Here is a 26,017-nt window from a genome sequence, read left to right on the forward strand (position 1 = left end):
GTTTATAATGAAGAAATGGAAAAACTCAACATGAAAGAAGGGATAGCTATGGCACGAGGTGTTTACATTCATATTCCTTTTTGTCATCAAATTTGCAATTATTGCGATTTCAACAAATTTTACTTTAAAAATCAACCTGTCGATGAATATATAGAATCACTTGGCAAGGAGATGGCGCTTGCTACGGAAAAATATCCACAACATTTTCAACAAATTGAAACGATATTTCTTGGCGGTGGAACACCGACAGCTTTATCTCCAGAACGATTGACGAGATTGCTCAACATGATTCGCATGTATATTCCAATGGATCGTGTGACAGAATTTACATCAGAGGCGAATCCAGATGAATTATCAGAGGCGAAAATGCATGCCTTGTTTGATGGAGGCGTCAATCGTTTAAGTATGGGCGTTCAATCATTTAACCAAGAATTATTGAAAAAAATTGGTCGCACACATAGCAATACGCACGTCTACGATACAATTGCACTCGCTAAAAAGGTCGGTTTTCAAAATATAAGCATCGATCTAATGTATGGTTTGCCTGGTCAAACGATGGCGCAATGGAAAGATTCACTCGATAAAGCGTTTGCGCTTGAGCTACCACATTTCTCAGCTTACTCTCTTATCGTAGAACCAAAAACAATTTTTTATAATCAATATGCGAAAGGGAAACTGAGCTTACCAACGGAAGATTTAGAAGCGGATATGTATGAAGTGCTAATGCAAGAAATGAAATTGCATGGTTTTATGCAATATGAAATCAGCAATTTTGCGAAAGCAGGCTTTACTTCAACTCACAATAAAATTTATTGGGAAAATGATGAATATGCTGGTTTTGGCGCAGGTGCACATGGCTATATCAATGGCACACGTTATTCAAATTATGGTCCTTTAAAAAAATATATGGATGCTGTAAATGCGGGTGACTTACCTATCATGCAGGAGCATGTTGTAACAGCAACTGAACAACGCGAAGAACAAATGTTTTTAGGGCTGCGTAAAACGGATGGAATTACACACAATATATATGAAGAAAGATTTAATGAGTCAATGATGGACCGTTATGGACATGTCATTGATAAGCTAGTATCAGAAGGGCTTTTGGCACATGATGCTGTAGGCATTCGGCTTACACGCAAGGGACGATTTGTCGGGAATGAAGTTTTTCAACAATTTTTGCTAGAAGATTGAGCGATATCGTTGACATAAAATGTGGGATTTGATAACTTAATAATAGTATTAGCACTCCTCTTAGTTGAGTGCTAACAGAGGTGATAATCATGCTAACAAATCGGCAATTACAGATATTGCAAGTAATCGTAGACGATTTCATTATGTCTGCACAGCCGGTAGGTTCTCGCCAAATCTCAAAAAAACAAGAGATTACATTTAGTCCAGCCACTATTAGAAACGAAATGGCGGATTTAGAGGAATTAGGGTTCTTAGAAAAAACCCATACGTCCTCTGGTCGAGTGCCTTCGGAAAAGGGGTATAGATTTTATGTAGATCATTTGTTGAGTCCACAGGGCATTAATTCACGGGATATTCAGCAAATTCAATCGATTTTCAACGAACGTCTAGTAGAAGTAGAGCACATTATCCGAAAATCAGCAAATATTTTATCTGAGCTGACATCTTATACATCGATTCTTTTAGGACCAGATGTCCAAAGACATCGAGTAAAGCGTTTTTCTATCGTGCCACTCTCAAGCGACGCGGCAGTAGCGATTATCGTAACGAATAACGGACATGTTGAGAACCGCATGTTTAGTTTACCACCTAATTTTACCGCTGCTGAACTAGAAAAAATGGTGAACATTTTAAATGACCGCTTAGTCGGTGTTTCGTTAGATGAAATCCATAAAAAGCTGGAAATTGAAATTCTGGCTATCTTGCAGCAACATGTTCGATCGGCGGATGATTTTATCCATTCGCTCGTTTCAGCTACGATGCAAAATTCGGAAAGTAAAATTTTCTATGGTGGTAAAACAAATATGTTCAACCAACCGGAATTCCACGATTTAAATAAAGTCCGAATGATTTTGGACTTAATGGAAACGACTAGCCAAGTGCAGTCGCTTTTCCATCCGAACGAATCGGGTATTCATATTCGTATAGGCTCGGAAAATCAGCAGTTAGAAATGGAAAACTGTAGTGTCATCACGACGACTTATTCAATAGGTGAGGATCAACAGGGGGCCATTGCTATTATTGGTCCAACGCGCATGGATTACAAGCGTGTTGTTGCTTTGCTTGAAGTAATGCGCATGGACTTATCTCAAGCCTTTACGAAGAATCGTAGTGATTGATAATGAGGAGGATTTAAGTGACTGAAACAACAGAAAACAAAGACCTTGTACAAGAAAATGTACAAGCTGAAAATGAGGCAACTGTAGAACAAACAGAAACGCCAGAAGAAGTGAAAGAACTAACGATTGAAGAGCAGTATGAAGCGAAACTAGCAGAATTACAAGCAAAGCTAGATGATGAGGAAAATCGTCATCTACGCCTGCGTGCTGACTTTGACAATTTACGTCGCCGTACACAGCTTGATCGTGAGGCGGCTGAAAAATATCGTGCACAAAGTCTGTTATCGGATTTATTGCCGGTATTAGATAATTTCGAACGTGCTTTACAAATAGAGCCAACTTCTGAAGAAGCAGTCTCAATTGTAAAAGGTATTGAAATGGTCTACCGTTCACTATTAGAAGCAACTGAAAAAGAGGGCTTACAAGTGATAAAAGCTGAAGGAGAGCAATTTGATCCAAATGTTCACCAAGCTGTTATGCAAGAACAAGATAGTGAAAAAGAACAAGGTGTTGTATTACGTGAGCTTCAAAAAGGGTATATTTTAAAGGACCGCGTATTACGCCCAACTATGGTATCTGTAAACGAATAGTCACCGCACTATTCGCTAAAATAATTAGTTAATTAACGCATTTGCGTTTTAATAATAGGAGGAAATTTTACTATGAGCAAAATTATCGGTATTGACTTAGGAACAACAAACTCTTGTGTATCTGTACTTGAAGGCGGAGAGCCAAAAGTTATTCCAAACCCAGAAGGAAACCGTACGACACCATCTGTAGTAGCATTCAAAAATGGTGAAAAACAAGTCGGGGAAGTAGCAAAACGCCAATCAGTAACAAATCCAAATACGATTATTTCAATTAAATCTAAAATGGGTACAGCTGAAAAAGTAAAAGTGGAAGATAAAGAATATACACCACAAGAAGTTTCAGCAATGATTCTTCAATACTTAAAAGGCTATGCAGAAGATTACTTAGGTGAAAAAGTAACGAAAGCAGTTATTACTGTACCTGCTTACTTTAACGATGCGCAACGTCAAGCTACAAAAGACGCTGGTAAAATCGCTGGCCTTGAAGTAGAACGTATCATTAATGAGCCAACAGCTGCTGCACTTGCTTACGGTTTAGATAAACAAGATGTAGACCAAAAAGTATTAGTATTTGACCTTGGTGGTGGTACATTCGACGTATCAATCCTTGAATTAGGTGACGGTGTATTCGAAGTATTAGCTACAGCTGGTGATAACAAACTTGGTGGGGACGATTTCGATGACGCAGTAATCGAATATCTAGTTGCTGAATTTAAAAAAGAAAATGGCATTGACCTTTCTAAAGACAAAATGGCTATGCAACGTCTAAAAGATGCTGCTGAAAAAGCGAAAAAAGATTTATCAGGTGTAACGTCTACACAAATTTCATTACCATTCATTACGGCTGGTGAAGCAGGTCCATTACACTTAGAAATCTCTTTAACTCGTGCGAAATTTGATGAGATTACATTACCATTAGTAAACCGTACAGTAGGTCCAGTACGTCAAGCATTATCTGATGCAGGTCTATCTACTTCAGAAATTGACCAAGTAATTTTAGTTGGTGGTTCTACTCGTATTCCTGCTGTACAAGAAGCTGTACGTAAAGAAACTGGTAAAGAGCCTCACCGTGGTGTAAACCCTGACGAAGTAGTAGCAATGGGTGCTGCAGTTCAAGGTGGCGTATTAACAGGTGATGTGAAAGACGTAGTACTTCTTGACGTAACACCACTTTCTTTAGGTATTGAAACAATGGGTGGCGTGTTCACAAAATTAATCGATCGTAACACAACAATTCCAACATCTAAATCACAAGTATTCTCAACTGCAGCAGATAACCAACCAGCAGTAGATATTCACGTATTGCAAGGTGAGCGTTCAATGGCAGCGGATAACAAAACATTAGGTCGCTTCCAATTAGCGGATATCCCACCAGCTCCACGTGGTATTCCACAAATCGAAGTAACATTTGATATTGACAAAAATGGTATCGTGTCTGTTAAAGCGAAAGATTTAGGTACAAATAAAGAACAAACAATCGTTATCCAATCTGATTCTGGTTTATCAGATGAAGAAATCGAACGCATGGTAAAAGATGCTGAAGCAAATGCAGAAGCGGATGCAAAACGTAAAGAGGAAGCTGATCTTCGCAACGAAGCAGACCAATTAGTGTTCCAAGTTGACAAAACAATTGCTGATTTAGGTGAGCAAATTACAGAAGATGAGAAAAAATCTGTAGAAGATGCTCGTGATGAGCTTAAAAAAGCGCTTGAAGCTGGCGAATTAGAAGGTATTAAATCAGCGAAAGAAAAATTAGAAGGTGTATTACAGCCTCTAGTAATGAAAGTTTACGAACAAGCTGCAGCAGCGGCTCAAGCTGCTCAAGGTGGCGAAGCAGGTCCAGAGGCTGGAACTGACAAAAAAGACGATGGTATCGTTGATGCTGACTTTGAAGAAGTAAAAGACGATAAATAAGATATTATCAACAGCACAGTAAAGTGAAGAAGCCAAAGACCGCTTGCGGCTTTGGCTTTTCTCTTTCTATTCTTTATAGAAAAAAGAATGGGCATGTCAGTGACATTTCTATAATGCTAGAGATATCATAGATACAATGATAGTAATGAGAAAATTATGGCGAAAATTAAAGCAGTTTTTTAATCTGCATGTTACAATAGATTTTATGCAAAAAGAGCGGAGTGTGAATCATGGAGAAACGCGATTACTACGAGGTGCTTGGTTTAACGAAATCGGCTTCTAAAGATGATATTAAAAAAGCATATCGTAAATTATCAAAGCAATACCATCCTGACTTAAATAAAGAGCCAGGTGCAGATGAAAAATTCAAAGAAATTGCTGAGGCTTACGAAGTACTAAGTGACGATCAGAAAAAAGCGCGCTATGACCAATTTGGCCACGAAGATCCTAACGCAGGCTTTGGCGGCGGTGGCTTCGGAGGCGGCGGTTTTGGCGGCTTCGAGGATATTTTCAGTTCATTCTTTGGTGGCGGTGGACGACGTCAAGATCCGAATGCACCACGCAAAGGTGATGATTTGCAATATCGCATGAATATTAAATTTGAGGAAGCGATTTTCGGGAAAGAAACAGAAATCGAGATTCCAAAAGATGAAACATGTGATACTTGTCATGGCTCTGGAGCTAAACCAGGGACATCACCAGAAACATGTTCGACATGTAAAGGTGCAGGGCAAATTAACCAAGCAGTCGATACACCTTTTGGTCGCATGATGAATCGTCGTACTTGTTCAACATGTCAAGGAACAGGTAAAATCATAAAAGAAAAATGTTCAACTTGTCGTGGAGAAGGGAAAATTCAAAAACGTAAAAAAATCAAAGTGTCTATTCCAGCAGGTGTAGATGACGGTCAACAAATTCGTGTATCGGGTCAGGGTGAACCAGGTATTAATGGTGGTCCAGCTGGTGATCTATACATTATGTTCCGTGTTCAAGGGCACAATGAATTTGAACGTGATGGAGATGATATCTACTACGAATTAAAATTAACATTCCCTCAAGCAGCACTAGGTGATGAAATTGAGGTACCAACTGTGCATGGAAAAGTGAAACTACGTATTCCTGCAGGCACACAATCAGGTGCTCAATTCCGCTTAAAAGATAAAGGCGTTAAAAATGTGCATGGTTATGGAACAGGTAACCAATATGTAACAGTTAAAGTTGTAACGCCAGAAAAACTAACAGAGAAACAAAAACAATTACTACGTGAATTTGCAGAAATCAGTGGTGATATTCCAGAAGAACAAGGAAGCTCACTATTTGATAAAATCAAGAAAAAATTCCAAGGTGAATAATTAGAGGAGCTGAAGAGCTACGTGAAGTGGTCAGAATTATCCATTCATACAAAAAATGAAGCGGTGGAAGCAATTTCAAACATTTTGCATGAAGCAGGGGCTAGCGGTGTTGTTATTGAAGATTCAGCTGAATATGCGAAGCCACGTGAAGATCAGTATGGAGAAATTTATGCGCTAAATGAAGATGATTTTCCAAAAGAGGGAGTCATCGTTAAAGCTTACTTATCAGAGTCTAGCTTTTTAAATGAAACAGTCGAAGAGATTAAGGCGGCCATTACAAATTTAACGAAATTTAACATTGATATTGGCGAAAATGTTGTTTCGATTGTAGAAGTGAACGAGGAAGATTGGGCAACAGCGTGGAAGCAATATTATCACCCTGTTAAAATTTCGGAACGCTTTACAATTGTACCGACATGGGAAGACTATTCACCCGTTTCAACGGATGAGTTAATCATTGAGTTAGACCCTGGCATGGCATTTGGAACAGGAACACATCCAACGACAGTAATGTGCTTACAAGGGCTCGAAAAGGTCGTGAAAGAGGGCGACACGGTTGTTGACATTGGCACTGGTTCAGGGGTGCTGTCAATTGGTGCTGCAATGCTGGGTGCAAAAAGTGTGCATGCCCTTGATTTAGACGAAGTTGCTGTACGTTCTGCTAAAGAAAATGTTGCGTTGAACAAAGTAAGCGATACAGTGCAAGTTTTCCATGGTAACTTATTGGATACTGTCAAGGAGCCAGCAGATGTTGTCGTTGCCAATATTTTAGCGGAAATCATAATGTCCTTTACTGACGATGCATTTACGATTGTCAAACCGGGTGGATTATACGTCACTTCAGGCATCATCGGAGCGAAACGAGATGATGTAAAAGCAGCACTAGAGGCTTCTGGCTTTGTTATTGAAGAAGTATTATTAATGGAAGATTGGGTAGCGATTATCGCCCGTCGTCCACTATAAATGAACCGAGGAAGCGCAAATTGTGAGCCGAGTGCTGACGATTTGGCGCTTCTTCTATTGAGAGGAGTGAGCAGTATGCAACGCTATTTCATTGAGACGGCCATTAATAATGAAGCGCGCATTACAGGTGAAGATGCCCGTCATATTATGCGTGTTATGCGGATGAAAGAAGGTGCTGAAATCATCGTTGTGGCACAAGACACAGCTTATATTTGTACGATTACGGCCTTTGAAGATGAGGATGTCTTAGTGCAAGCGACGGGACAAACCATTCCATCCCCTGAACTACCAGTGCGTGTAACAGTGGCGTGTGGGTTGCCTAAAGGCGATAAACTAGAGCTTATCACGCAAAAGGCAACGGAGCTAGGAATGTATGCTTTATTACCATTTGAAGCGGAACGTTCCATTGTGAAATGGGATGTGAAAAAGGGTGCGAAAAAACAAGAGCGCTTGCAAAAAATTGCAAAAGAGGCAGCGGAACAATCACATCGCACACATATTCCCCGAATTTATGAACCGATTCACTTTAAGCAGCTTGTGTCACAAATTGGAGATTTCGATGCGGTTTTTATTGCAGATGAAGAGGATGCCAAAGTCGAAAAACGAACAAGGTTTGCGGATAAGCTAAAAAACATGGTTGACAAGCAAGCGAAATCAATCCTTATCGTCTTTGGACCAGAAGGTGGAATTGCGCGTAAGGAAGCTGAAATGCTAATGCAAGCAGGTGCACAAACAATGTCTCTAGGGCCAAGAATTTTACGAGCAGAAACAGCGCCTCTTTATGCATTATCAGCAATATCATATGAATTTGAATAAAACTGCGGTTTAGCCTTGGGGTGTTGCTATTTTTTGCAAGTGGAACTGTCACAGAGTAAAGCATTTTACCAGTGTGTAAATCCCTTTGTAGAGCGCGTTTTAAGAAAGCTGCTGTCTGCACATGCAGGTGGCAGTTTTTTAGTGCAATTGCTGTCGATAATGGTTGTAGGGGATTACTGCTAGATAAGAAACTCATGATGCAATCGAGCGAATTTACTGTAGTAGCAAATTTTAAAGTAGTGCTGAGAAGGGGAGAAAATTTTTGAAAAGATAGATTGGTTAATGTCAAAGGATTACAGGTTTGTAGGGCAAGTTCTAGTAAACAACTTTTAGTCAGTTAAGGATTCAATAAAAAAGCCCAATTGTTAGCTTTATCTAACAATTGGAGCGATTACAGTGCTTGAAAGTTACCTGTTAGAGCACGTTATTTATTTTAAGGCTTCTTGCATAAAAACTTTCATCTTGCTACTTAATACTGTTAATTCACCAATAATTTCGCTGAAATCTTGAACTAGTTGAGCCTGTTCATTTGTTGCACCATTAATTTGCCCCATGTTTTGTTTCAGATTTTCAAGGCTACTATTAATATTTCGTAATGACGTTTCAATACTTTCTGTCGCGTTCGATGTTTCAGAAGAAAGTTTTCTTACTTCTTGTGCCACAATATTAAAACCAGCGCCATGTTGGCCAGCACGAGCTGCTTCAATTGATGCATTTAAGCCAAGTAAATTTGTTTGACGCGAGATGCTTTTTATTAAATTTGTTACTTCGTGTGTTTTTTTAGCATCATCTAGTGCGTGCTGTGCTTGCGTGTTAATTTCGTCACTAGTGGCTGCTAGCTCCTCAGAATGAGAAGCTACGTTATGTACTTTATCTTGTAAACTGTTAATAATAGCTTCCATTTTATTCATATATTCTTCAAGTTTAAGTTTGTTGTCGATTGGTAAACCAAAAGCAAGTGCTCCCACAACTTTGCCATGTTCACGAATTGGAAAAGCAAATGCATAAATGAAAATTCCGTAAACATCTTCAGGGATAATGATATCTGAATTTTGTCCTTTTAAAGCAGTGTAAATATTCTCATCGTTAGCGTTTACTTTGTGCCCGTCTTGATAACCTACATCGATGCGTTTACCAGCTAAACATTTTACAACAGTTTCAGTTTCTTTATCAATAACCGCTACTATTGCTTCTTCTTTTAATGCTAAGTGAATATAGGGTACTGAAAGAGATAATGCTTCAAGAATGTTCATACTAATTCCTCCGTTTTTTGTAAACCGTTTAAGGGCACTATTAGTTTTGTAATCATACAATTACATTGAAAGTATATCATTTCACCAGCTTTGTTGCTATATTGGAAAAAAGAAATGTATTTTATAATATGACAATAAAAAACAATTAAATGATAAAAGAGGATGGCAATTACTTATAGAAGGTTTCGTTTTCAAAGGTGATATTATATTGAGATAATTGATATCAGACGTGTAAAAGTTGGGCAGTAGCTATTTGTTATGCTTAGTTATTTTATAAAAAAACCTAATAAGTACTGATTTTAAAAGGTTTGTGTTATTATAGTTCTCGTATCTAAAATAAGAACACAAAAAAATACTTATAAATACGAAACACAATGTTATGTGATGTTGAAAGGATGAAATTAATTATGAGTTACGCGCCTCCAAAAACCGTATCTCTATATACGCTAGGTTGTAAAGTAAATCATTATGAAACAGAAGCTATTTGGCAACTGTTTAAAGAAGAAGGCTATGAACGTACGGAGTTTGATCATAAAGCAGACGTTTATGTTATTAATACATGCACAGTAACAAATACGGGTGATAAAAAATCACGTCAAGTTATTCGCAGAGCTGTCCGTCAAAATCCTGATGCAGTTATTTGTGTAACAGGCTGTTATGCGCAAACATCGCCAGCAGAAATTATGGCTATTCCTGGTGTTGATATTGTGGTAGGGACACAGGACCGTACAAAATTACTAGGCTATATTGAACAATATCGTAATGAGCGTCAACCGATTAATGCTGTACGCAACATTATGAAAAACCGTGTATATGAAGAGTTGGATGTACCGGCATTTACAGACCGAACACGTGCATCGTTAAAAATACAAGAGGGTTGCAATAACTTCTGTACGTTTTGTATTATTCCTTGGGCTCGTGGTTTAATGCGCTCTCGTGATCCACAAGAAGTTGTCAAACAAGCCCAACAGTTAGTAGATGCCGGTTATCTTGAAATTGTGCTAACAGGTATTCATACAGGGGGCTATGGTCAAGACTTAAAAGACTATAACCTTGCACAGTTGTTACGTGATTTAGAAGCGAATGTAAAAGGATTGAAACGTTTACGTATTTCTTCTATTGAAGCAAGCCAACTAACAGATGAAGTCATTGAGGTTTTACGTGACTCAAAAATCGTTGTCAATCATTTACACATTCCAATTCAATCTGGTTCGGATACGGTTTTAAAACGTATGCGCCGAAAATATACGATGGCATTTTTCGGTGAGCGCTTAACAAAATTACATGAAGCCTTACCAGATTTAGCTGTTACTTCTGATGTAATCGTTGGGTTCCCAGGTGAGACAGAAGAAGAATTTATGGAAACCTACAACTTTATTCGTGACCATAAGTTTTCTGAATTACATGTTTTCCCATTCTCACCTCGTACAGGCACGCCGGCAGCACGTATGGAAGACCAAGTGGATGAGGACATTAAAAATGAGCGCGTGCATCGTTTAATCGCTTTAAACGACCAACTAGCAAAGGAATATGCTTGTCGTTTTGAAAATGATGTGTTAGAAGTAATCCCAGAGGAATTTGTTCATGATGGTAGTGATGAAGAAGGTTTATTAACAGGTTATACTGATAACTATTTAAAAGTAGTATTTGAAGGACCTGAAAACCTTATTGGCCAACTTGTAAAAGTAAAAATTACACAAGCAGGCTATCCACATTCTAAAGGGCAGTTTGTACGCTTACTAGAAACGGTAAAATAATTGATAAAGGATGAGGCTGGGACATAAGAGAAAAAGTGTTAGATTGACTGCCATCAATCTAACACTTTTTTGCTATGCCGTTGTTGTCCGCTACAGCTGTGCTTTCCGCGGGAACACACGTAAGCCGCAACCCTCGCTAACGCGCGGAATGCCCGCGTCTTACATTGTGTGCGTTCTGAGCAGGAGTCACCGCCTCCGCTACCAACAACTAGTGAACCCTTCTAATTTTTTTTGCAAAAGTAAGAATAGCTAAGTTCTCCATATAGCAAAAAATTATGAACACCTTTCCTCTGTTCTTTAAATTTTTTTAGTTATGTCCCAGCCCCATCCTTTTTACTTCATAATAATGAGCTTGTATGGACATGATAAAAATTAATAATTTATACAATTAGTGTTTGTAGCACATATTTTTATTGGCTAGACTGGCTCTCGTGTAATGATTATTAGACGGAAACGTGAAAACATGTTATCATTCCAAAGAGGTACGGACAACTTAAGTTAGAAGGAGCGCTTGTTAAATGAAAACAAATTATGCAAGTATGATTGATCACACGTTATTAAAGGCTGAGGCAACGAAAGAGCAAATTGAAAAGTTATGTGCTGAGGCTAAAGAATTTGGCTTTGCATCAGTTTGCGTAAATCCAACTTGGGTAAAATATTGCAGCGAGCTATTACAAGATTCAAATGTTTTAGTTTGTACAGTTATTGGTTTTCCGTTAGGTGCTAATACAACCGCTGTAAAAGTATTTGAGGCAAAAGATGCAATTGCTAACGGTGCACAAGAAGTAGACATGGTTATTAATATTGGGGCATTAAAAGACCAAAACTTTGAATTAGTGCAATCAGATATTGCCGCAGTGGTGGAAGCGGCTAAAGGCAGTGCAATTGTTAAAGTGATTATCGAAACATGCCTACTAACTGAAGAAGAGAAAGTAAAGGCATGTGAACTTTCAGTGGCAGCCGGAGCAGATTTCGTCAAAACGTCAACTGGTTTTTCTACAGGTGGAGCAACAGCAGAGGACATTGCCTTGATGCGCAAAACAGTTGGTCCAGAGCTAGGTGTAAAAGCTTCTGGTGGCGTTCGCAGTTTAGAAGATATGCAAAAAATGGTCGAAGTAGGTGCTACCCGAATTGGGGCAAGCTCTGGTGTAGCGATTGTGAAAGGCTTAATTGCAGATTCTAATTATTAATTTTCACATAGCATTTAATAGCGGTCTTAAGAAAAATAGTGTACTGGGAATTTCTCCGGTACACTATTTTTTTGATTTTCACGAATGACAGTACATAGAAATCAACCATCTACATTACGCTCACTTTGTCTGTAGAATAATTGATTTTTCCTTCTCATATACTCGAATGACGTAAATGCGTTTTGAAAGGAGGATTTTATGTTTACGCAATTTAAATATTGGCGGCCTTATATCAGTCCATTCGACCCCTGTAAACCGATCGAAGTCAAGAGTTATTCAACACCTCCGCAATTGTATATAGGCTTTCAACCACCTGGACTACCACAATTTCAAACTGCCAAGGAAGCGCTGAAATTTGGCACTTTATGGCCTCAATTTTTTAGCCCATATCCGAATCCAGAGAGGTGAGATGAAAGGTGAGTAAAAAAATGCCGCCAGAATTTTATGAGCTTCTCGAGGAAATTCAGGCCATTGATTTTGTTCTAGTTGAATTAAATCTTTATTTAGATACACATCCTCACGATTATACAGCGATCACACAATTTAATGAAAATGCTGAAAAAAGTATGCGCTTAAAAATTGATTTTGAGCAAAAATTTGGACCACTCATGAACTTTGGAAGAAGCTATTCGAATTATCCGTTTAATTGGGTCGACACGCCATGGCCTTGGCAAGTGTAACATCTTATGAAAAACGTTTGGATTAGGGGGAAAGATGTTTGTGGTATTATGAAAAAAAGCTCCAATATCCAGTGAAAGTTAGTACATGTAACCCGGTGCTTGCTAAATTTTTAATAGAGCAGTACGGGGGTGCTGATGGGGAGCTGGCTGCAGCACTTCGGTATATGAATCAGCGTTACACTTTACCTGATAAAGTAGTTGGTTTGCTGACGGATATAGCGACGGAAGAGTTTTCACATCTCGAAATGATTGCGACGATGATTTATAAATTAACGAAGGACGCCACGCCACAGCAGTTAAAAGAAGCGGGAATTGGTGATTATTATGTGAATCATGATAAAGCTTTGTTTTATCAAAATGCAGCCGGTGTGCCATTTACCGCAAGCTACATTCAGGCAAAGGGGGATCCCATTGCTGATCTTTATGAAGATATTGCTGCAGAAGAAAAGGCACGTGCCACATACCAATGGATTATCGACTTATCGGATGACCCTGATTTGAATGATAGTTTAATTTTCCTAAGAGAAAGAGAAATCATCCATTCCCAACGCTTTAGAGAAGCGGTGGAACTATTAAAAGAAGATGGCAGCACGAAGAAAATTTTTTAAAATACGACATAAGGGGAAAATATTCGTACAGGTTTGCTTCTATAAAAAAACGTAGATTAAGATAAAACTTAGCCGATAAGGCGATAACGCTCGTGGACAACAACCACCGTAGCAAAAATCAATGTTAAAGCAATAAAGTGTTAGATTGTTGGTAGTCAATCTAACACTTTTTCTCATTTTGCTAATTAGCCTATTCAATATTGGAAAATTGCGCAATATCTTTACGATGACCAATCATGACTAAAATATCTTCTTGTTCAATTAATTGTTCTGGAGATGGAGAGATAATGATATCTACTCCTCTTACAATGGCAATAACACTGACATTGTATTTAGCGCGTAGATCTAAATCGCGTAAATTTTTATTAGCCATTTTGGGAGGAATCATTATTTCTTCTATACTATAGTCCTTCGATAACTCAATATAATTTAACATATTAGGGGAGAGCAACTGATTTGCTACTCGTTCACCCATATCGCGTTCAGGATAAATAATCCAATCTGCGCCTACTTTATCTAATACTTGCCCATGTCTTTTCCCAAGCGCTTTAGCAATAATTTTTTTTATGCCAAGTTCTTTTAGCAATGAAACAGTTAAAATACTGGATTGCATATCGTTACCAATGGCAACAATGACACAGTCGAAATTTCCTATTCCAATGGAGGTTAGCGCCTTCTCTTCAGTCGTATCCGCAACGACTGCATGTGTTACATAAAGCTCGGCATCTTCAACCCTCTCCTCGTTAATATCGATTCCAAGCACTTGTTGGCCAGCTTCGTGTAATCTTCTAGCCACACTTACTCCAAATCTGCCTAAGCCGATGATGGCATATTGATTGATGGTCATAGTCGTTAGCTCCTCTTGAATTTAGTTAACCAATCATTATATTTCCTTTTGGATGATGGAAAGCTTCTGGCTTTCGTCGTTTTGTAATAGCAAAAGCAATCGTTAGAGGACCGAGTCTACCAGCAAACATTGTTAAAATAATGAGTATACGACCAGCAGGCGTCAACTCAGGAGTTAGCCCCATGGAAAGTCCAACAGTACCAAAGGCAGAAGTAGCCTCAAACAAATACATCATAAAACTATGTTTTTGTTCGGTAATGCTAAGAAAGATGGTGACAAACACCACAATGACCATCCCACACATTGCCACGGTTAATGCCTTTAAAATGGTTTCAATCACAATTCTACGACGAAATAACACGACATCTTCCTTCCCTCTAATTTGCGCCCAAAGCGTAGCAGCTAAAACGGCAAACGTTGTTATTTTAATCCCACCAGCGGTAGAACCAGACCCCGCTCCGATAAACATCAATAAAATAGTTAAAAACAATGTAGAGTGAGTCAAATCCCCAATAGGTAAAGTATTCGATCCAGCAGTCCTTGGTGTAACAGCCTGATAGAAAGAGCCTAAAATTTTACCCAATCCCGTTAAATCACCAATTGTTTTACTATTGGTATATTCAAATAAAAATATTAAAAGGGTAGAACCCACTGTTAAAATAACTGTGGCTGATAATACAATTTTAGAATGGACCGAAAGACGTTTTGTTTCACGATATTCATATAACTCATTCATGACGATAAACCCTAACCCACCGATTGTAATCAGCGCACAAATTGTTAACACAACAAATGGATCAGCTACATACGCTGTTAAACCTTGAAACCCTCCCATTAAGTCAAAGCCAGCATTGTTAAAGTTAGAAATCGAGTGGAAAAAACCAAAGTAAATGGCTTTGCCAATCGGCATATCAAATGAAAAACGAATCGATAAGATAAGGCCTCCAATTAGTTCAATAAGTGCAGTAAATAACAAAATTCTTTTCACCAATTTAACAAGACCAGCCATCGAAATATTATTAAAGGCTTCTTTTAACAATAGCCTTTCTTTTAAAGAGATTTTTTTCCCTAACAACAAAAATAATAATGTTGCAAAAGTCATAAATCCTAAGCCCCCGATTTGAATAAGAGCCAGAATAACGATTTCACCAAACATTGTAAAGGTGTCTCCTGTATCAACTACAATTAACCCCGTTACACATGTGGCAGAAGTAGCAGTAAATACTGCATTTAAAAAAGGTAGGCCATTTCCATCCTCTGTAGCAAACGGCAAAGTGAGCAAACATGCCCCAATAAAAATAATAATGGCAAAACCAAGTACAAGAATTTTTGGTGGACTTAAATAATTTATCAATTTTTTCATCGATGTCTCCTAACTGTTTACAAAACATGTGAGCCTTTCATATCCATATTTGGGCATAAGAAAAAGACCCTCATGGTTAGAATGTTGGATTGGGCATCACAAAAAAACTAATGAATGGTGGTCTTTATGACCTCCTTCGCTTTAGCCGACGAAGTTAGCTGACGGGTAGGATGGCGAAAGAGAAGTCATCCCTTCTACATATGCAGAATTAACCCCAAAATATTGGGTCCTCCGTACTCACAAAAAATTTGAGATTTGGCTGTTATGAAATTGAATGGGATTATTTTACGCCCAACTAATATTTTTTGTAAAGCCCTTATTTAAAATAAATTTTCTTCACCTTATTGTTTACGTAAAAGCGCTATAAAATTCGGACAAAGTGGGTGTGAAAAATTCTCTGCGCTATTTCGAATACTTTCTATTGACCGTTAAAAGACAATACGGTATAATTTTTTAGTACACAACAGTTAGTTATTAGCCTAATTCGATTGTGTATTGACGTGTGTTCGGAGGGAGGGAAAGAGAGATGTCAAAAACTGTCGTTCGCAAAAACGAATCGCTTGAAGATGCTCTTCGCCGCTTCAAACGTACTGTATCAAAAAGTGGTACAATTCAAGAAGTTAGAAAGCGCGAGTTCTACGAAAAACCTAGCGTAAAACGTAAAAAGAAATCAGAAGCTGCACGTAAACGTAAGTGGTAATTTAATTTCCCATTAAAAATCCCTACGTTCAAAACACGCAATTGTATGATTCACTGAGCAGACAATGATATACCTGGAATTAATTGCACTAGCGATTAATTCCAGGTATTTTGCATGATGCTCCATTTTGCGGTACATATTCGAAAAAAAGGCCGAATGAAGTCACTCAAGATTTCATTCGGTTTTTTCATAGCCAATGTCAAAGCAACGATTAAATCCATCCAACAGGAGATAAAAAACAACCTTTCATTCAAATTTCACTGTATAATAAAAATAAACAAGATTTTGTGAAACTTATTACAAAGTCTCTCGTATATACAGTAGAGAAGCATGTTAGAAGGGAGGGAAAAAGATGCGGCAAAAAAGGAGAATACTAAGCTATATCATCGTCATTTGGATGACAGTTTTGGTAGCGTTTCCATTGACTACAGCTTTCGCGAGTAGCAAGGTTTACCACGTACCGATTCATGATGAAGTAGAACGTGGACTTCACGCATTTTTGGAACGAGCTTTTAAAGAGGCAGAAGAAAATTATGCAGAAGCGATTGTACTAGAGATACATACGCCGGGTGGATTTGTCAATGCAGCTAGTGACATCGCCATGCTTATGGATGCCACAAAAATTCGTACAATTGCTTTTATAAACAAAGATGCGCATTCCGCTGGTGCTTTTTTAGCCTTACATGCAGATGAAATATACATGGTACCAAATGGAACAATTGGCGCAGCAGCTGTCATCGATTCAGTGGGTAATGCAGCGGACAATAAAGCGCATAGTGCGTGGTTAGCACAAATGCAGGCAGCAGCCGAAACATCTGAACGTGACCCGAAATATGCATTAGCGATGGCTGATCCAAAGATTAATTTGCCAGAATATCGTGCTGGGGGAGATAATTTATTAACATTATCTGCTGCAGAAGCAAAAAAGGTGGGCTATTCTGAAGGAACGGTTGCTAACTTTCAAGAGCTTTTGGCGGAAACGGGGTTAAAAGGTAGTGATATTGTACCGATTGAGCCAACATTCGCTGAAAAAATCGCTCGTTTTATTACAAACCCGCTAATTATACCTATTTTGTTGTCCGTTGCTAGTTTAGGGCTTGTTATGGAGCTCTATTCGCCTGGATTTGGCGTTCCGGGTATAATGGGGTTGTCAGCTCTCGGATTATTTTTCTTCGGTCATATGGTGGCAGGCTTTGCAGGATACGAAACATTGTTACTTTTCATCGCAGGGCTAGCCCTCGTTATCGCAGAATTTTTTGTCCCCGGAGGCATTGTTGGTATTTTAGGTGGTGTGCTTATAATACTTAGCTTGCTGCTAGCAGGTGCGAATATAACGCAAATGATTATGGCGATTGTTATTGCACTTGTAGTAGCCATAATAGGAATGGTGGTCCTGATGAAATTTTTCGGTAAAAAAATGCATGTTTTAAACAAGTTAGTGTTGATGGATGCAACAACAACGGAAGAAGGCTATGTGTCTAACGTTAATCGCACAGAGTTGTTAGGAAAAGTGGGGGTAACCATTACACCGCTTCGTCCGGCAGGGACAATTCGTATTGTTAATGAGCGTATTGATGTAGTATCAGAAGGTGGCTACGTTGATGTAGGCAAAAATGTAGAAGTGATTAAAGTAGAAGGCTCACGCATTGTCGTGAGACAAACAGAAAAAGAGATGGAGGAATAACAACATGGGATTTGATTTAGCTCTAATGGGTCCAATTGTCGGGCTAGTCTTATTATTTATTGTAGTCGCTGTATTCTTTACTTTTGTACCAGTGGCGCTGTGGATTTCAGCTCTTGCAGCAGGTGTCCGCGTTAGTATTTTCACATTAATCGGAATGCGCTTACGTCGTGTCATTCCATCGCGTATCGTCAATCCGTTAATTAAAGCCCATAAAGCTGGCTTACCTGTAACTATTAATCAGTTAGAAAGTCACTATTTAGCAGGTGGTAATGTAGACCGTGTCGTAAATGCACTAATTGCTGCTCACCGTGCGAATATTGAACTAACGTTTGAACGTTGTGCTGCGATTGATCTTGCGGGTCGTGATGTATTAGAAGCGGTACAAATGTCGGTTAACCCAAAGGTAATTGAAACACCATTTATTGCAGGTGTTGCAATGAACGGGATTGAAGTAAAAGCGAAAGCACGTATTACTGTGCGTGCTAACATCGAACGTTTAGTCGGTGGTGCAGGTGAAGAAACAGTTATTGCCCGTGTAGGTGAAGGGATCGTTTCTACAATCGGTAGTGCAACAAGCCATACAACAGTCCTTGAAAATCCGGATATGATTTCGCAAACCGTGTTATCCAAAGGTTTAGACTCAGGAACAGCATTTGAAATCTTATCGATTGACATTGCGGATGTAGATATAGGTAAAAATATCGGTGCGGAATTACAGATTGAACAAGCGCAGGCGGATAAAAACATCGCACAAGCGAAAGCAGAAGAACGCCGTGCGATGGCGGTTGCAAATGAGCAAGAAATGATTGCACGCGTTCAAGAAATGAAAGCGAAAGTAGTGGAGGCAGAAGCAGAAGTTCCGCAAGCGATGGCAGAAGCTTTACGCTCTGGTAATCTTGGTATTATGGATTACATGAATTATCGTAACATTCAAGCGGATACAGCTATGCGTGACTCCATTTCAAAAGTAAGCCTAGATAAATCAGAACCAAATGAACCGAACGTATAACATACGGAAAGGAGCGAGTGCTAACAAATGGAACAACTCATTATTATTGCAATTATTGCCATAGTCAGCTCGCTTTTCGGAAAATTAAAAAACCCAAAAGAACAAAAGCCAATGCCCCCTTTCAATAAATCTGCGCAACCTTCCGCTCATATGGAGGTAAATGAGCCGATGCAACATCAGCCAACGACTAAAAAGCAGAGCTTCGAGGATTTTGCACGAGAGTTTTTAGGGGAAATGAAAGCGGAAATGACGACAGATGTTCCGGAAAAACGAGTGGAACCAAGAGAAGAAAGTGTGAAGGAACACATTCCTAGCTATGTAGCACCACCGTTAATGCCGACTGAACCTTCTAGTCGTAAAATTGAACGACCTAGCCTTGGTCGTTTAGCTGCAGGGAAAAAAGATAGACCAGTTGCAGCCTCCAAAAATGGTTTTCAACTACCAAATTCTCAAAAGGCAATCGTGCAAGCAGTGGTAATGGCTGAAATTTTAGGTCCACCAAAAGCAAAACGAAAATAACTAGCATGTCCTCCTTTTTTGGCGCATATATTGCCGAAGAAGGAGGCATTTTTTATGAAAAAATTATTTCAATTAACGCCACTACTTGAATTAACACAGTATGAAACATTAAAAATAATCGGTCCATATCGCTTTTTACATGCGGATGCTACATCGTGCTCGTTTATTTATGCAGATTATCATATTATTGTGCGTGGAAAATCCGTTGCTATAAATGCAATTAAAGAAGAAATGCTTCATCTTTCAGTAGAGGATTTGCAAGAATTACATGTGAAGATGACTAAAGATTTGGGTGTGAGCAATCATGTGGAATAATCGACCGATCATCATACGTATAAAGCGTCATGAAAATGTTCATCCTTTTATTCAAGCATTGCATGCGCAACACATACCATTAAAGCGTGTTGTCTTTCGAGAGCAAGAAGTGACATTTGAAACGCATATGGGGTACTTGTCTAAAATTCGCCGCATACGCAGTCGCTATCGGCTTAAAATGACTGTTCATTATGCAGATGAACAACATGTTTTTCGAGCTCAACTTTGGACATTGCTTGGTTTGTTTATTATGATTTTAATCCCTTTACTATGTGCGCAAGTAGTTTGGCGCGTCGATATTGAAGCGGCTACACCAGAATTGCAACAACAAATAGAGCGAACGTTTCAAGAAACTTTTAGGCTAGAAACACCTATGACGAAAAAAGTGTTACCGTCAGATGCAGTAATTCGGCAAAGTCTGTTAGAAAAGCATCGAGATTTAGCATGGGTGCATATTGAAAAACACGGTGGTCGAGTTATTTTAAGACCACAGGAATCGCCTAAGAAAACGGAGCTGACAACAGAAAAACTTGCCACGCATTTAGTCGCTACAAAAAGTGGTGTTATTACACACTTTAATATTCAACATGGTGAGCGGAAAATTTCTGTAAATGATACAGCGTATGATGGGGACGTTCTAGTTAGTGGTGTCATTGAAAGTGGGGATGATCATGTTTTTGTTGGGGCAAAGGGAGAGGTATTTGCTGACTATTGGCTTGAATGCACATTTAAAATACCAACGAAGCTAACGCTCCAATCTTTGCAACAAAAGCAATGGCGTGTAGTCGTGAAAGGTATTCATAAAGAAGCGGTTGATTATGTACAAAAGAAAGACTTACCAAGTTGGCTAGATCCTTATGTTTCCATTGTGGAGGAACAGCAAACAAAAACGATGGAAATTACATTAGATGAATCTAAAATAGACACGTTGTTAATGCCACTACTTCATGAAAAGATGTTGCAATCCCTTCCTGCAAAAACAGTTATTAAGAAAGAAAACCTTTTACAGGCGAAGTGGGGGAATGGTACAGTTGAAGGGAAAGTTCTATTTTTAGTCAATGAAAACATTGCAAGTCCAATACAAGGGCCACAAGGAGAATGATTATGTCAGAACATTTAACTGTATTACAAGTGGATAATCCAAATGAAGCGGTCATGTTACTAGGTATATCTGATGCGAATATGAAATTGATTGAAGAGGCACTTCGCGTTCATATTATTACGCGCGGTGAGCAAATTCAGCTTGCAGGTGAAGAAGAGGCAAAAGAACAAGCGACATATCTTTTACATGCATTATTAAAAGTTATTCGCAAAGGCATTAATATCGACCAACGGGATGTAGCAACCGCAATTGAAATGACACAAAAAGGAACAATTGAATATTTTGCAGAACTTTACGATGAAGAAATTGCACGCACGACAAAAGGGAAACCAATTCGTGCTAAGACAATTGGTCAACGAGAATACATACAAGCGATTCGTCACAAAGACGTTGTTTTCGGTATTGGTCCAGCAGGTACCGGAAAAACGTATTTAGCGGTAGTAATGGCTACACAAGCGCTTAAAAATGGGCATGTAAAGCGTATCATTTTAACTCGTCCTGCCGTAGAAGCAGGAGAGTCATTGGGCTTCCTTCCAGGCGATTTAAAGGAAAAGGTGGATCCGTATTTACGTCCACTCTACGACGCATTAAACGATATTTATGGCTCTGAACAAACTCAACGTCTAATTGAGCGAGGAACGATTGAAATCGCGCCTTTAGCGTATATGCGAGGACGTACATTAGATGATGCTTTTGTTATTTTAGATGAAGCACAAAATACAACACATATGCAAATGAAGATGTTTTTAACACGTCTTGGCTTTGGTTCAAAAATGGTTATTACTGGCGATAAAACGCAAATTGACCTTCCTAAAAATACAGAGTCAGGTTTGATTGTTGCGGAACGCACGCTAAAATATGTCAAACCAATACATTTCCAAATTTTAGAGCAAGGCGACGTTGTCCGCCATCCAGTCGTAGCAAAAATCATCCAAGCTTATGAGGAACAACAACTTTAAAATAACCGCCTAAGGCGGTTATTTAAAAGTCTGTACCGAAAGCGAAGCGGCAGGTACAACGATAGAAAAAGTCTGTACCGAAAGCGAAGCGACAGGTACAACGATAGAAAAAGTCTGTACCGAAAGCGAAGCGACAGGTACAACGATAGAAAAGTCTGTACCGAAAGTGAAGCGACAGGTACAACGATAGAAAAAGTCTGTACCGAAAGCGAAGCGACAGGTACAACGATAGAAAAGTCTGTACCGAAAGCAAAGCGACAGGTACAACGATAGAAAAAGTCTGTACCGAAAGCGAAGCGACAGGTACAACGATAGAAAAAGTCTGTACCGAAAGCAAAGCGACAGGTACAACGATAGAAAAGTCTGTACCGAAAGCGAAGCGACAGGTACAACGATAGAAAAGTCTGTACCGAAAGCGAAGCGACAGGTACAACGATAGAAAAGTCTGTACCGAAAGCAAAGCGACAGGTACAACGATAGAAAAGTCTGTACCGAAAGCAAAGCGGCAGGTACAACGATAGAAAAGTCTGTACCGAAAGCGAAGCGACAGGTACAACGATAGAAAAAGTCTGTACCGAAAGCGAAGCGGCAGGTACAACGATAGAAAAGTCTGTACCGAAAGCGAAGCGGCAGGTATAACGATAGAAAAGTCTGTACCGAAAGCGAAGCGGCAGGTACAACGATAACCCGGTACACAGCGTAGCGGAGGAGGAGACTTAAGCCACGCCCGCGGAAAGCGAGCAATCCGTAACGGAAATCAATGGCAAAAGTCTGTGACCAAAGAGAAGCGACAAGTCAGCGAATTATGCATATATAAGGTTAAATGTGACGGCTATACATATACGTATAGCTGTTTTTTTGCTTTCTTTATACATTTTTCGGGAAAAATGTTTTTTGAATTGGTATGATAGAAGATAGATAGGGGAGGTGCCAAATGGAGAAACAACTTCAGAAAATTACGGAGCTTATTGGATTCCGCTACTTTTTGATTGTCGTTCTCATCCTTACAGGAGCATTACAATTTACATTTATGTATGGCAATGTAAAGGGTGTTACATATGATTTTAAACCGTTGCAACTTGCGTCAGAAACAGTAAGATCAACGAAAACCATCGAGGATACCGTGAAGACACAGCAGGAACGAGAAAAGGCTGCTAACGCAGTTACGCCCGTCTATCAATTTTCTGAAGACGTCGCTAAGCAACGTGTAGCAATCGTGACGTCTTTATTTGATTATGTCCTCGAAGTGAAAAAGGATGTCGAAAGTAGTAAGGACCCTGTTGCAACTGTCGACCAAGTGGCAAAGCTCCGGAAAAAATTAGAATCCATTGATGTGGATCAAATGCCTGTCGTCTTTACCGATGCACAGTTAGAAGGCTTATTACAACAAAGTGAAGCAGATTTAAAGCGAACAAGCATACAACTATCAAAACTTGTACAAGAATACCTAGAAAAATCAATACGAAAAGAAAATGTGTTAGCTGCTCAAAATGATTTTGAAACCAAAATACGTGGACAGCGTGGCTATCCTGATAGGATTTTAAGTACCGTCGTATCAATTGGACGTGCTAGTATTATCGAAAACGAAACCATTAATGAGGAACAAACGAAAGTTAGAATAGAACAAGCAAAGGAAGCCGTAGAACCAACACGTATTCTACAAGGTCAAATCATCGTACAAGAAGGTCAGATTATTGATAATGAGGCTTATCGCCAGTTAGAGCTACTGGGTATGGTGAGTAATAAAGCATCACTGAAGCCGATTGCAGGGCTAATTATTTTAACGTTCATTCAAATGATATTTATGTATATTTATTTTGATCGCTGGGAAATCGAAGAACAGAAAAAGCGCAATGCACTGCTCGTAACAGTTATTGTGTATAGTTTTTCAATCCTGCTAATGAAGTTTATAAGCTTAGTGGCAGATGGGTTTGATGTGACAATTGCCTTTTTATTCCCAACAGCGTTAGCTACAATGCTTGTACGTCTACTCGCTGATGATCGAGCTGCAGTCCTTATTACTGTCATGACAGCTGCTTCAGCAGGGGTTATTTTCCAAGAAGGATATTCTTCTGTAATGCAGATGGAAATTACTTTGTATATCATATTTGGTGGCTTTGCGAGTCTATTCTTTATGCGTAGTGTAGAAAAACGCTCGCATATTATGCAGGCGGTTGCCGTGATTTCTGTTGTAAATATGGGCTTTATCGCATTTTATTTATTAATGACACAATCATCTTATGGTTTATCTGAGCTATTGTTTTACTTTATAGCCGCGATATTATCAGCACTACTATCTGGTGCGCTAACGATGGGACTATTGCCATTTTTTGAGTCAGCCTTTAGTTTGCTCTCCACATTACGTCTCATTGAGCTATCCAATCCAAATCATCCATTGCTGAAAAAGCTACTAATGGAGACACCGGGAACATATCATCATAGTGTAATGGTAGCGAATCTAGCTGAAGCGGCATGCGAAGCGATAGGTGCGGACGGATTGCTCGCACGTGTAGGTTGTTATTATCATGATATTGGCAAAACGAAACGACCAGCTTTCTTCATTGAAAATCAAATGTCAGGTATGAATCCGCATGATTCCATGCCTCCAGAAACAAGTGCTGAAATAATTATTGCGCATACAACTGATGGCGCAGAAATGCTAAGACGTTATAAAATGCCACAAGAAATTATTGATATTGCGCTACAACATCATGGTACAAGTCTACTTAAATTTTTCCTTTACAAAGCGAAGGAAGAAGGAAAAGTAATAGATGAGGCAAAATTCCGTTACCCAGGACCAAAACCTCAAACGAAGGAAGCAGCGGTAATAAGCGTTGCTGATAGTGTGGAAGCGGCGGTTCGTTCGATGAAAGAGCCAAATGCTGAGAAAATTCATAAACTCGTTCGAGCAATTATTGATGACCGTGTACAAGATCATCAGTTTGATGAATGCGATATTTCGATAAAAGAGTTAAAATGTATAGAGCAAGTACTTTGTGAGACGTTGAATGGGATTTTCCATTCCCGTATTGAATATCCAAAGGCAGATAAGTAGGAGGCACTAATGATTTTAACGATTGATTTTACAGATGAAACAAATGAAGTGACAGCACAACATACGGAGCTTGTAGAAAAGCTTTTACAACATGCTGCAAAAGTGGAAAAGATTGAACCTGAAACAGAAGTATCAGTAACTTTTGTCACAAATGAGGCTATCCAAGAAATTAACCGAGAATACCGCGATAAAGATCAACCTACAGATGTGATTTCCTTCGCGCTAGAAGAATTAGGCGAGGGAGAAATGGAAGTAACATTTGAAGGCATGCCGCGCATTTTAGGTGATATTATAATTTCCACGGATCGCACTAAGGAACAAGCAGAAGAATATGGACATTCATTTGAACGGGAATTAGGCTTTTTAGCTGTCCATGGCTTCTTGCACTTATTAGGTTATGACCATATGGTACCTGAAGATGAAAAGGTGATGTTCGGCAAACAAGAGGAGATTTTACAAACTTTTGGCTTAGGACGTGACTAAATGAACTTACGCAAATATTTACGTTCATTTGGATATGCTTTTGAAGGAATAATCACAGCATGTAAAGAGCAAAATTTTCGATCTCATTTGCTTAGTGCGTGCATTGTTATCATTGCAGGTTATTTCACAGGTTTATCACGAGTTGAATGGTTGATTGTGCTATTATTAATAGCACTGATGTTTGCGCTTGAAATGATCAATACTGCGATTGAGCGAGTTGTAGACTTAGCATCAACAGACATTCACCCACTCGCTAAGCAAGCTAAGGATGTTGCAGCGGGTGCGGTGCTTGTATTTGCGGTATTCAGTGCTATAATCGGTTTACTTATCTTTATACCGAAATGGTTTTAGTTTTGTTCCATTACAAGCTACCACTTCGCTATGTGAGGATAAACGCCAACTATGCTCTTATGCATGTGTGGTTTAAACGCTGGCAAAAATCAATTGAAAACCCCAGCAAATGTCACAGATTTTGGAGAGGCGCTTTTCATGCAGGCTCGAAAAAATCTAGACGCAATTACGCTGTGGCGTAATGGATAGTGCCTA

Annotated in this window: 25 protein-coding genes and 1 riboswitch; of the genes, 22 read left to right on the forward strand and 3 right to left on the reverse strand. The window is 39.1% G+C overall.

The genetic code is table 11. The annotated features are described in order from the left end of the window. Positions 1 to 48 precede the first annotated feature (48 nt). The 7 genes from hemW (at position 49) to C9J37_RS01180 (ending at position 7,947) form a co-directional block, all read left to right on the forward strand. A complete protein-coding gene (gene hemW, locus C9J37_RS01150) occupies positions 49 to 1,194 on the forward strand; it encodes a radical SAM family heme chaperone HemW (protein WP_107893893.1) in 1,146 nt (381 codons plus the stop codon). An 89-nt stretch (positions 1,195 to 1,283) separates the two neighbouring features. Then, the gene (gene hrcA, locus C9J37_RS01155; protein WP_107893894.1) at positions 1,284 to 2,312 is read left to right on the forward strand and encodes a heat-inducible transcriptional repressor HrcA; all 1,029 of its coding nucleotides are present in this window, start codon (positions 1,284 to 1,286) and stop codon (positions 2,310 to 2,312) included. Positions 2,313 to 2,329: 17 nt separating this feature from the next. Then, the gene (grpE, locus tag C9J37_RS01160; protein ID WP_107893895.1) at positions 2,330 to 2,902 is read left to right on the forward strand and encodes a nucleotide exchange factor GrpE; all 573 of its coding nucleotides are present in this window, start codon (positions 2,330 to 2,332) and stop codon (positions 2,900 to 2,902) included. Positions 2,903 to 2,974: 72 nt separating this feature from the next. Then, positions 2,975 to 4,816, forward strand: coding sequence for a molecular chaperone DnaK (gene dnaK / locus C9J37_RS01165; RefSeq protein WP_025220034.1), 1,842 nt, complete (start codon positions 2,975 to 2,977; stop codon positions 4,814 to 4,816). A 230-nt stretch (positions 4,817 to 5,046) separates the two neighbouring features. Beyond that, positions 5,047 to 6,168, forward strand: coding sequence for a molecular chaperone DnaJ (dnaJ, locus tag C9J37_RS01170; RefSeq protein WP_107893896.1), 1,122 nt, complete (start codon positions 5,047 to 5,049; stop codon positions 6,166 to 6,168). Positions 6,169 to 6,189: 21 nt separating this feature from the next. Then, positions 6,190 to 7,131 (forward strand): 50S ribosomal protein L11 methyltransferase, encoded by a 942-nt coding sequence (gene prmA, locus C9J37_RS01175; RefSeq protein ID WP_024363048.1) that lies wholly within the window; start codon positions 6,190 to 6,192, stop codon positions 7,129 to 7,131. Positions 7,132 to 7,206: 75 nt separating this feature from the next. Then, positions 7,207 to 7,947: a 16S rRNA (uracil(1498)-N(3))-methyltransferase gene (locus tag C9J37_RS01180; RefSeq protein WP_107893897.1), complete on the forward strand. Its 741-nt coding sequence runs from the start codon at positions 7,207 to 7,209 to the stop codon at positions 7,945 to 7,947. 428 nt (positions 7,948 to 8,375) lie between these two features. On the opposite strand, the gene C9J37_RS01185 is transcribed toward C9J37_RS01180, so the two are convergent. Next, positions 8,376 to 9,200 (reverse strand): methyl-accepting chemotaxis protein, encoded by an 825-nt coding sequence (locus tag C9J37_RS01185; RefSeq protein ID WP_025220032.1) that lies wholly within the window; start codon positions 9,198 to 9,200, stop codon positions 8,376 to 8,378. Between the two features lie 407 nt (positions 9,201 to 9,607). On the opposite strand from C9J37_RS01185, the gene mtaB reads away from it, so the two are divergent. The 5 genes from mtaB to C9J37_RS01210 all read left to right on the forward strand — a co-directional run bounded on the left by mtaB (position 9,608) and on the right by C9J37_RS01210 (position 13,435). Beyond that, positions 9,608 to 10,957: a tRNA (N(6)-L-threonylcarbamoyladenosine(37)-C(2))-methylthiotransferase MtaB gene (mtaB, locus tag C9J37_RS01190; RefSeq protein ID WP_024363045.1), complete on the forward strand. Its 1,350-nt coding sequence runs from the start codon at positions 9,608 to 9,610 to the stop codon at positions 10,955 to 10,957. 518 nt (positions 10,958 to 11,475) lie between these two features. After that, positions 11,476 to 12,147 carry a deoxyribose-phosphate aldolase gene (gene deoC / locus C9J37_RS01195; RefSeq protein WP_107893898.1) on the forward strand — a complete coding sequence of 224 codons (672 nt, stop codon included), beginning with the start codon at positions 11,476 to 11,478 and terminating at the stop codon, positions 12,145 to 12,147. Positions 12,148 to 12,345: 198 nt separating this feature from the next. Continuing rightward, positions 12,346 to 12,555 carry a spore coat associated protein CotJA gene (locus tag C9J37_RS01200; protein WP_107893899.1) on the forward strand — a complete coding sequence of 70 codons (210 nt, stop codon included), beginning with the start codon at positions 12,346 to 12,348 and terminating at the stop codon, positions 12,553 to 12,555. Between the two features lie 20 nt (positions 12,556 to 12,575). Next, entirely contained in the window at positions 12,576 to 12,827 is a 252-nt protein-coding gene (locus C9J37_RS01205) for a spore coat protein CotJB (protein ID WP_167397242.1), read from the forward strand. A 38-nt stretch (positions 12,828 to 12,865) separates the two neighbouring features. Further along, positions 12,866 to 13,435 carry a manganese catalase family protein gene (locus C9J37_RS01210; RefSeq protein ID WP_107893901.1) on the forward strand — a complete coding sequence of 190 codons (570 nt, stop codon included), beginning with the start codon at positions 12,866 to 12,868 and terminating at the stop codon, positions 13,433 to 13,435. Positions 13,436 to 13,625: 190 nt separating this feature from the next. On the opposite strand, the gene C9J37_RS01215 is transcribed toward C9J37_RS01210, so the two are convergent. Next, positions 13,626 to 14,282 carry a potassium channel family protein gene (locus C9J37_RS01215; RefSeq protein ID WP_024363040.1) on the reverse strand — a complete coding sequence of 219 codons (657 nt, stop codon included), beginning with the start codon at positions 14,280 to 14,282 and terminating at the stop codon, positions 13,626 to 13,628. A 25-nt stretch (positions 14,283 to 14,307) separates the two neighbouring features. Beyond that, entirely contained in the window at positions 14,308 to 15,645 is a 1,338-nt protein-coding gene (locus C9J37_RS01220) for a TrkH family potassium uptake protein (RefSeq protein WP_107893902.1), read from the reverse strand. 128 nt (positions 15,646 to 15,773) lie between these two features. Further along, positions 15,774 to 15,916: riboswitch (cyclic di-AMP (ydaO/yuaA leader) on the reverse strand. 255 nt (positions 15,917 to 16,171) lie between these two features. Between C9J37_RS01220 and rpsU the strand changes: the two genes are divergently transcribed. The 10 genes from rpsU (at position 16,172) to C9J37_RS01270 (ending at position 25,822) form a co-directional block, all read left to right on the forward strand. Next, complete coding sequence (gene rpsU, locus C9J37_RS01225; RefSeq protein WP_004227078.1) at positions 16,172 to 16,345, forward strand: 30S ribosomal protein S21; 174 nt, start codon at positions 16,172 to 16,174, stop codon at positions 16,343 to 16,345. Between the two features lie 352 nt (positions 16,346 to 16,697). Beyond that, positions 16,698 to 18,029 (forward strand): NfeD family protein, encoded by a 1,332-nt coding sequence (locus tag C9J37_RS01230; RefSeq protein WP_407656224.1) that lies wholly within the window; start codon positions 16,698 to 16,700, stop codon positions 18,027 to 18,029. A 25-nt stretch (positions 18,030 to 18,054) separates the two neighbouring features. Next, positions 18,055 to 19,038 (forward strand): flotillin-like protein FloA, encoded by a 984-nt coding sequence (floA, locus tag C9J37_RS01235; protein WP_370510659.1) that lies wholly within the window; start codon positions 18,055 to 18,057, stop codon positions 19,036 to 19,038. 27 nt (positions 19,039 to 19,065) lie between these two features. After that, positions 19,066 to 19,557, forward strand: coding sequence for a YqfB family membrane protein (locus C9J37_RS01240; RefSeq protein ID WP_107893903.1), 492 nt, complete (start codon positions 19,066 to 19,068; stop codon positions 19,555 to 19,557). A gap of 54 nt (positions 19,558 to 19,611) precedes the next feature. Further along, the gene (locus C9J37_RS01245) at positions 19,612 to 19,872 is read left to right on the forward strand and encodes a hypothetical protein (RefSeq protein ID WP_024363035.1); all 261 of its coding nucleotides are present in this window, start codon (positions 19,612 to 19,614) and stop codon (positions 19,870 to 19,872) included. Further along, positions 19,862 to 20,974: a sporulation protein YqfD gene (locus C9J37_RS01250; protein WP_024363034.1), complete on the forward strand. Its 1,113-nt coding sequence runs from the start codon at positions 19,862 to 19,864 to the stop codon at positions 20,972 to 20,974. The genes C9J37_RS01245 and C9J37_RS01250 overlap by 11 nt, the downstream gene beginning before the upstream one ends. A 2-nt stretch (positions 20,975 to 20,976) precedes the next feature. Further along, positions 20,977 to 21,933: a PhoH family protein gene (locus C9J37_RS01255; protein WP_024363033.1), complete on the forward strand. Its 957-nt coding sequence runs from the start codon at positions 20,977 to 20,979 to the stop codon at positions 21,931 to 21,933. Positions 21,934 to 22,867: 934 nt separating this feature from the next. Next, positions 22,868 to 24,988, forward strand: a complete 2,121-nt coding sequence (locus C9J37_RS01260; RefSeq protein WP_024363032.1) for an HD family phosphohydrolase — start codon at positions 22,868 to 22,870, stop codon at positions 24,986 to 24,988. Between the two features lie 9 nt (positions 24,989 to 24,997). Continuing rightward, a complete protein-coding gene (ybeY, locus tag C9J37_RS01265; protein WP_024363031.1) occupies positions 24,998 to 25,471 on the forward strand; it encodes an rRNA maturation RNase YbeY in 474 nt (157 codons plus the stop codon). Further along, positions 25,472 to 25,822 (forward strand): diacylglycerol kinase family protein, encoded by a 351-nt coding sequence (locus tag C9J37_RS01270; protein WP_024363030.1) that lies wholly within the window; start codon positions 25,472 to 25,474, stop codon positions 25,820 to 25,822. Positions 25,823 to 26,017 lie beyond the last annotated feature (195 nt).

Origin of the sequence: Lysinibacillus mangiferihumi, assembly GCF_003049665.1 — a bacterium.
Classification (GTDB): domain Bacteria; phylum Bacillota; class Bacilli; order Bacillales_A; family Planococcaceae; genus Lysinibacillus; species Lysinibacillus mangiferihumi.

Excerpts from the sequence above, each read along its gene's own strand:
- hemW (WP_107893893.1), top strand. The coding sequence starts at position 49 with ATGGCACGAGGTGTTTACATTCATATTCCTTTTTGTCATCAAATTTGC.
- hrcA (WP_107893894.1), top strand. The coding sequence starts at position 1,284 with ATGCTAACAAATCGGCAATTACAGATATTGCAAGTAATCGTAGACGAT.
- dnaK (WP_025220034.1), top strand. The coding sequence starts at position 2,975 with ATGAGCAAAATTATCGGTATTGACTTAGGAACAACAAACTCTTGTGTA.
- dnaJ (WP_107893896.1), top strand. The coding sequence starts at position 5,047 with ATGGAGAAACGCGATTACTACGAGGTGCTTGGTTTAACGAAATCGGCT.
- C9J37_RS01180 (WP_107893897.1), top strand. The coding sequence starts at position 7,207 with ATGCAACGCTATTTCATTGAGACGGCCATTAATAATGAAGCGCGCATT.
- C9J37_RS01185 (WP_025220032.1), bottom strand. The coding sequence starts at position 9,200 with ATGAACATTCTTGAAGCATTATCTCTTTCAGTACCCTATATTCACTTA.
- mtaB (WP_024363045.1), top strand. The coding sequence starts at position 9,608 with ATGAGTTACGCGCCTCCAAAAACCGTATCTCTATATACGCTAGGTTGT.
- deoC (WP_107893898.1), top strand. The coding sequence starts at position 11,476 with ATGAAAACAAATTATGCAAGTATGATTGATCACACGTTATTAAAGGCT.
- C9J37_RS01200 (WP_107893899.1), top strand. The coding sequence starts at position 12,346 with ATGTTTACGCAATTTAAATATTGGCGGCCTTATATCAGTCCATTCGAC.
- C9J37_RS01205 (WP_167397242.1), top strand. The coding sequence starts at position 12,576 with ATGCCGCCAGAATTTTATGAGCTTCTCGAGGAAATTCAGGCCATTGAT.
- C9J37_RS01215 (WP_024363040.1), bottom strand. The coding sequence starts at position 14,282 with ATGACCATCAATCAATATGCCATCATCGGCTTAGGCAGATTTGGAGTA.
- C9J37_RS01220 (WP_107893902.1), bottom strand. The coding sequence starts at position 15,645 with ATGAAAAAATTGATAAATTATTTAAGTCCACCAAAAATTCTTGTACTT.
- rpsU (WP_004227078.1), top strand. The coding sequence starts at position 16,172 with ATGTCAAAAACTGTCGTTCGCAAAAACGAATCGCTTGAAGATGCTCTT.
- C9J37_RS01230 (WP_407656224.1), top strand. The coding sequence starts at position 16,698 with ATGCGGCAAAAAAGGAGAATACTAAGCTATATCATCGTCATTTGGATG.
- floA (WP_370510659.1), top strand. The coding sequence starts at position 18,055 with ATGGGTCCAATTGTCGGGCTAGTCTTATTATTTATTGTAGTCGCTGTA.
- C9J37_RS01240 (WP_107893903.1), top strand. The coding sequence starts at position 19,066 with ATGGAACAACTCATTATTATTGCAATTATTGCCATAGTCAGCTCGCTT.
- C9J37_RS01245 (WP_024363035.1), top strand. The coding sequence starts at position 19,612 with ATGAAAAAATTATTTCAATTAACGCCACTACTTGAATTAACACAGTAT.
- C9J37_RS01250 (WP_024363034.1), top strand. The coding sequence starts at position 19,862 with ATGTGGAATAATCGACCGATCATCATACGTATAAAGCGTCATGAAAAT.
- C9J37_RS01255 (WP_024363033.1), top strand. The coding sequence starts at position 20,977 with ATGTCAGAACATTTAACTGTATTACAAGTGGATAATCCAAATGAAGCG.
- C9J37_RS01260 (WP_024363032.1), top strand. The coding sequence starts at position 22,868 with ATGGAGAAACAACTTCAGAAAATTACGGAGCTTATTGGATTCCGCTAC.
- ybeY (WP_024363031.1), top strand. The coding sequence starts at position 24,998 with ATGATTTTAACGATTGATTTTACAGATGAAACAAATGAAGTGACAGCA.
- C9J37_RS01270 (WP_024363030.1), top strand. The coding sequence starts at position 25,472 with ATGAACTTACGCAAATATTTACGTTCATTTGGATATGCTTTTGAAGGA.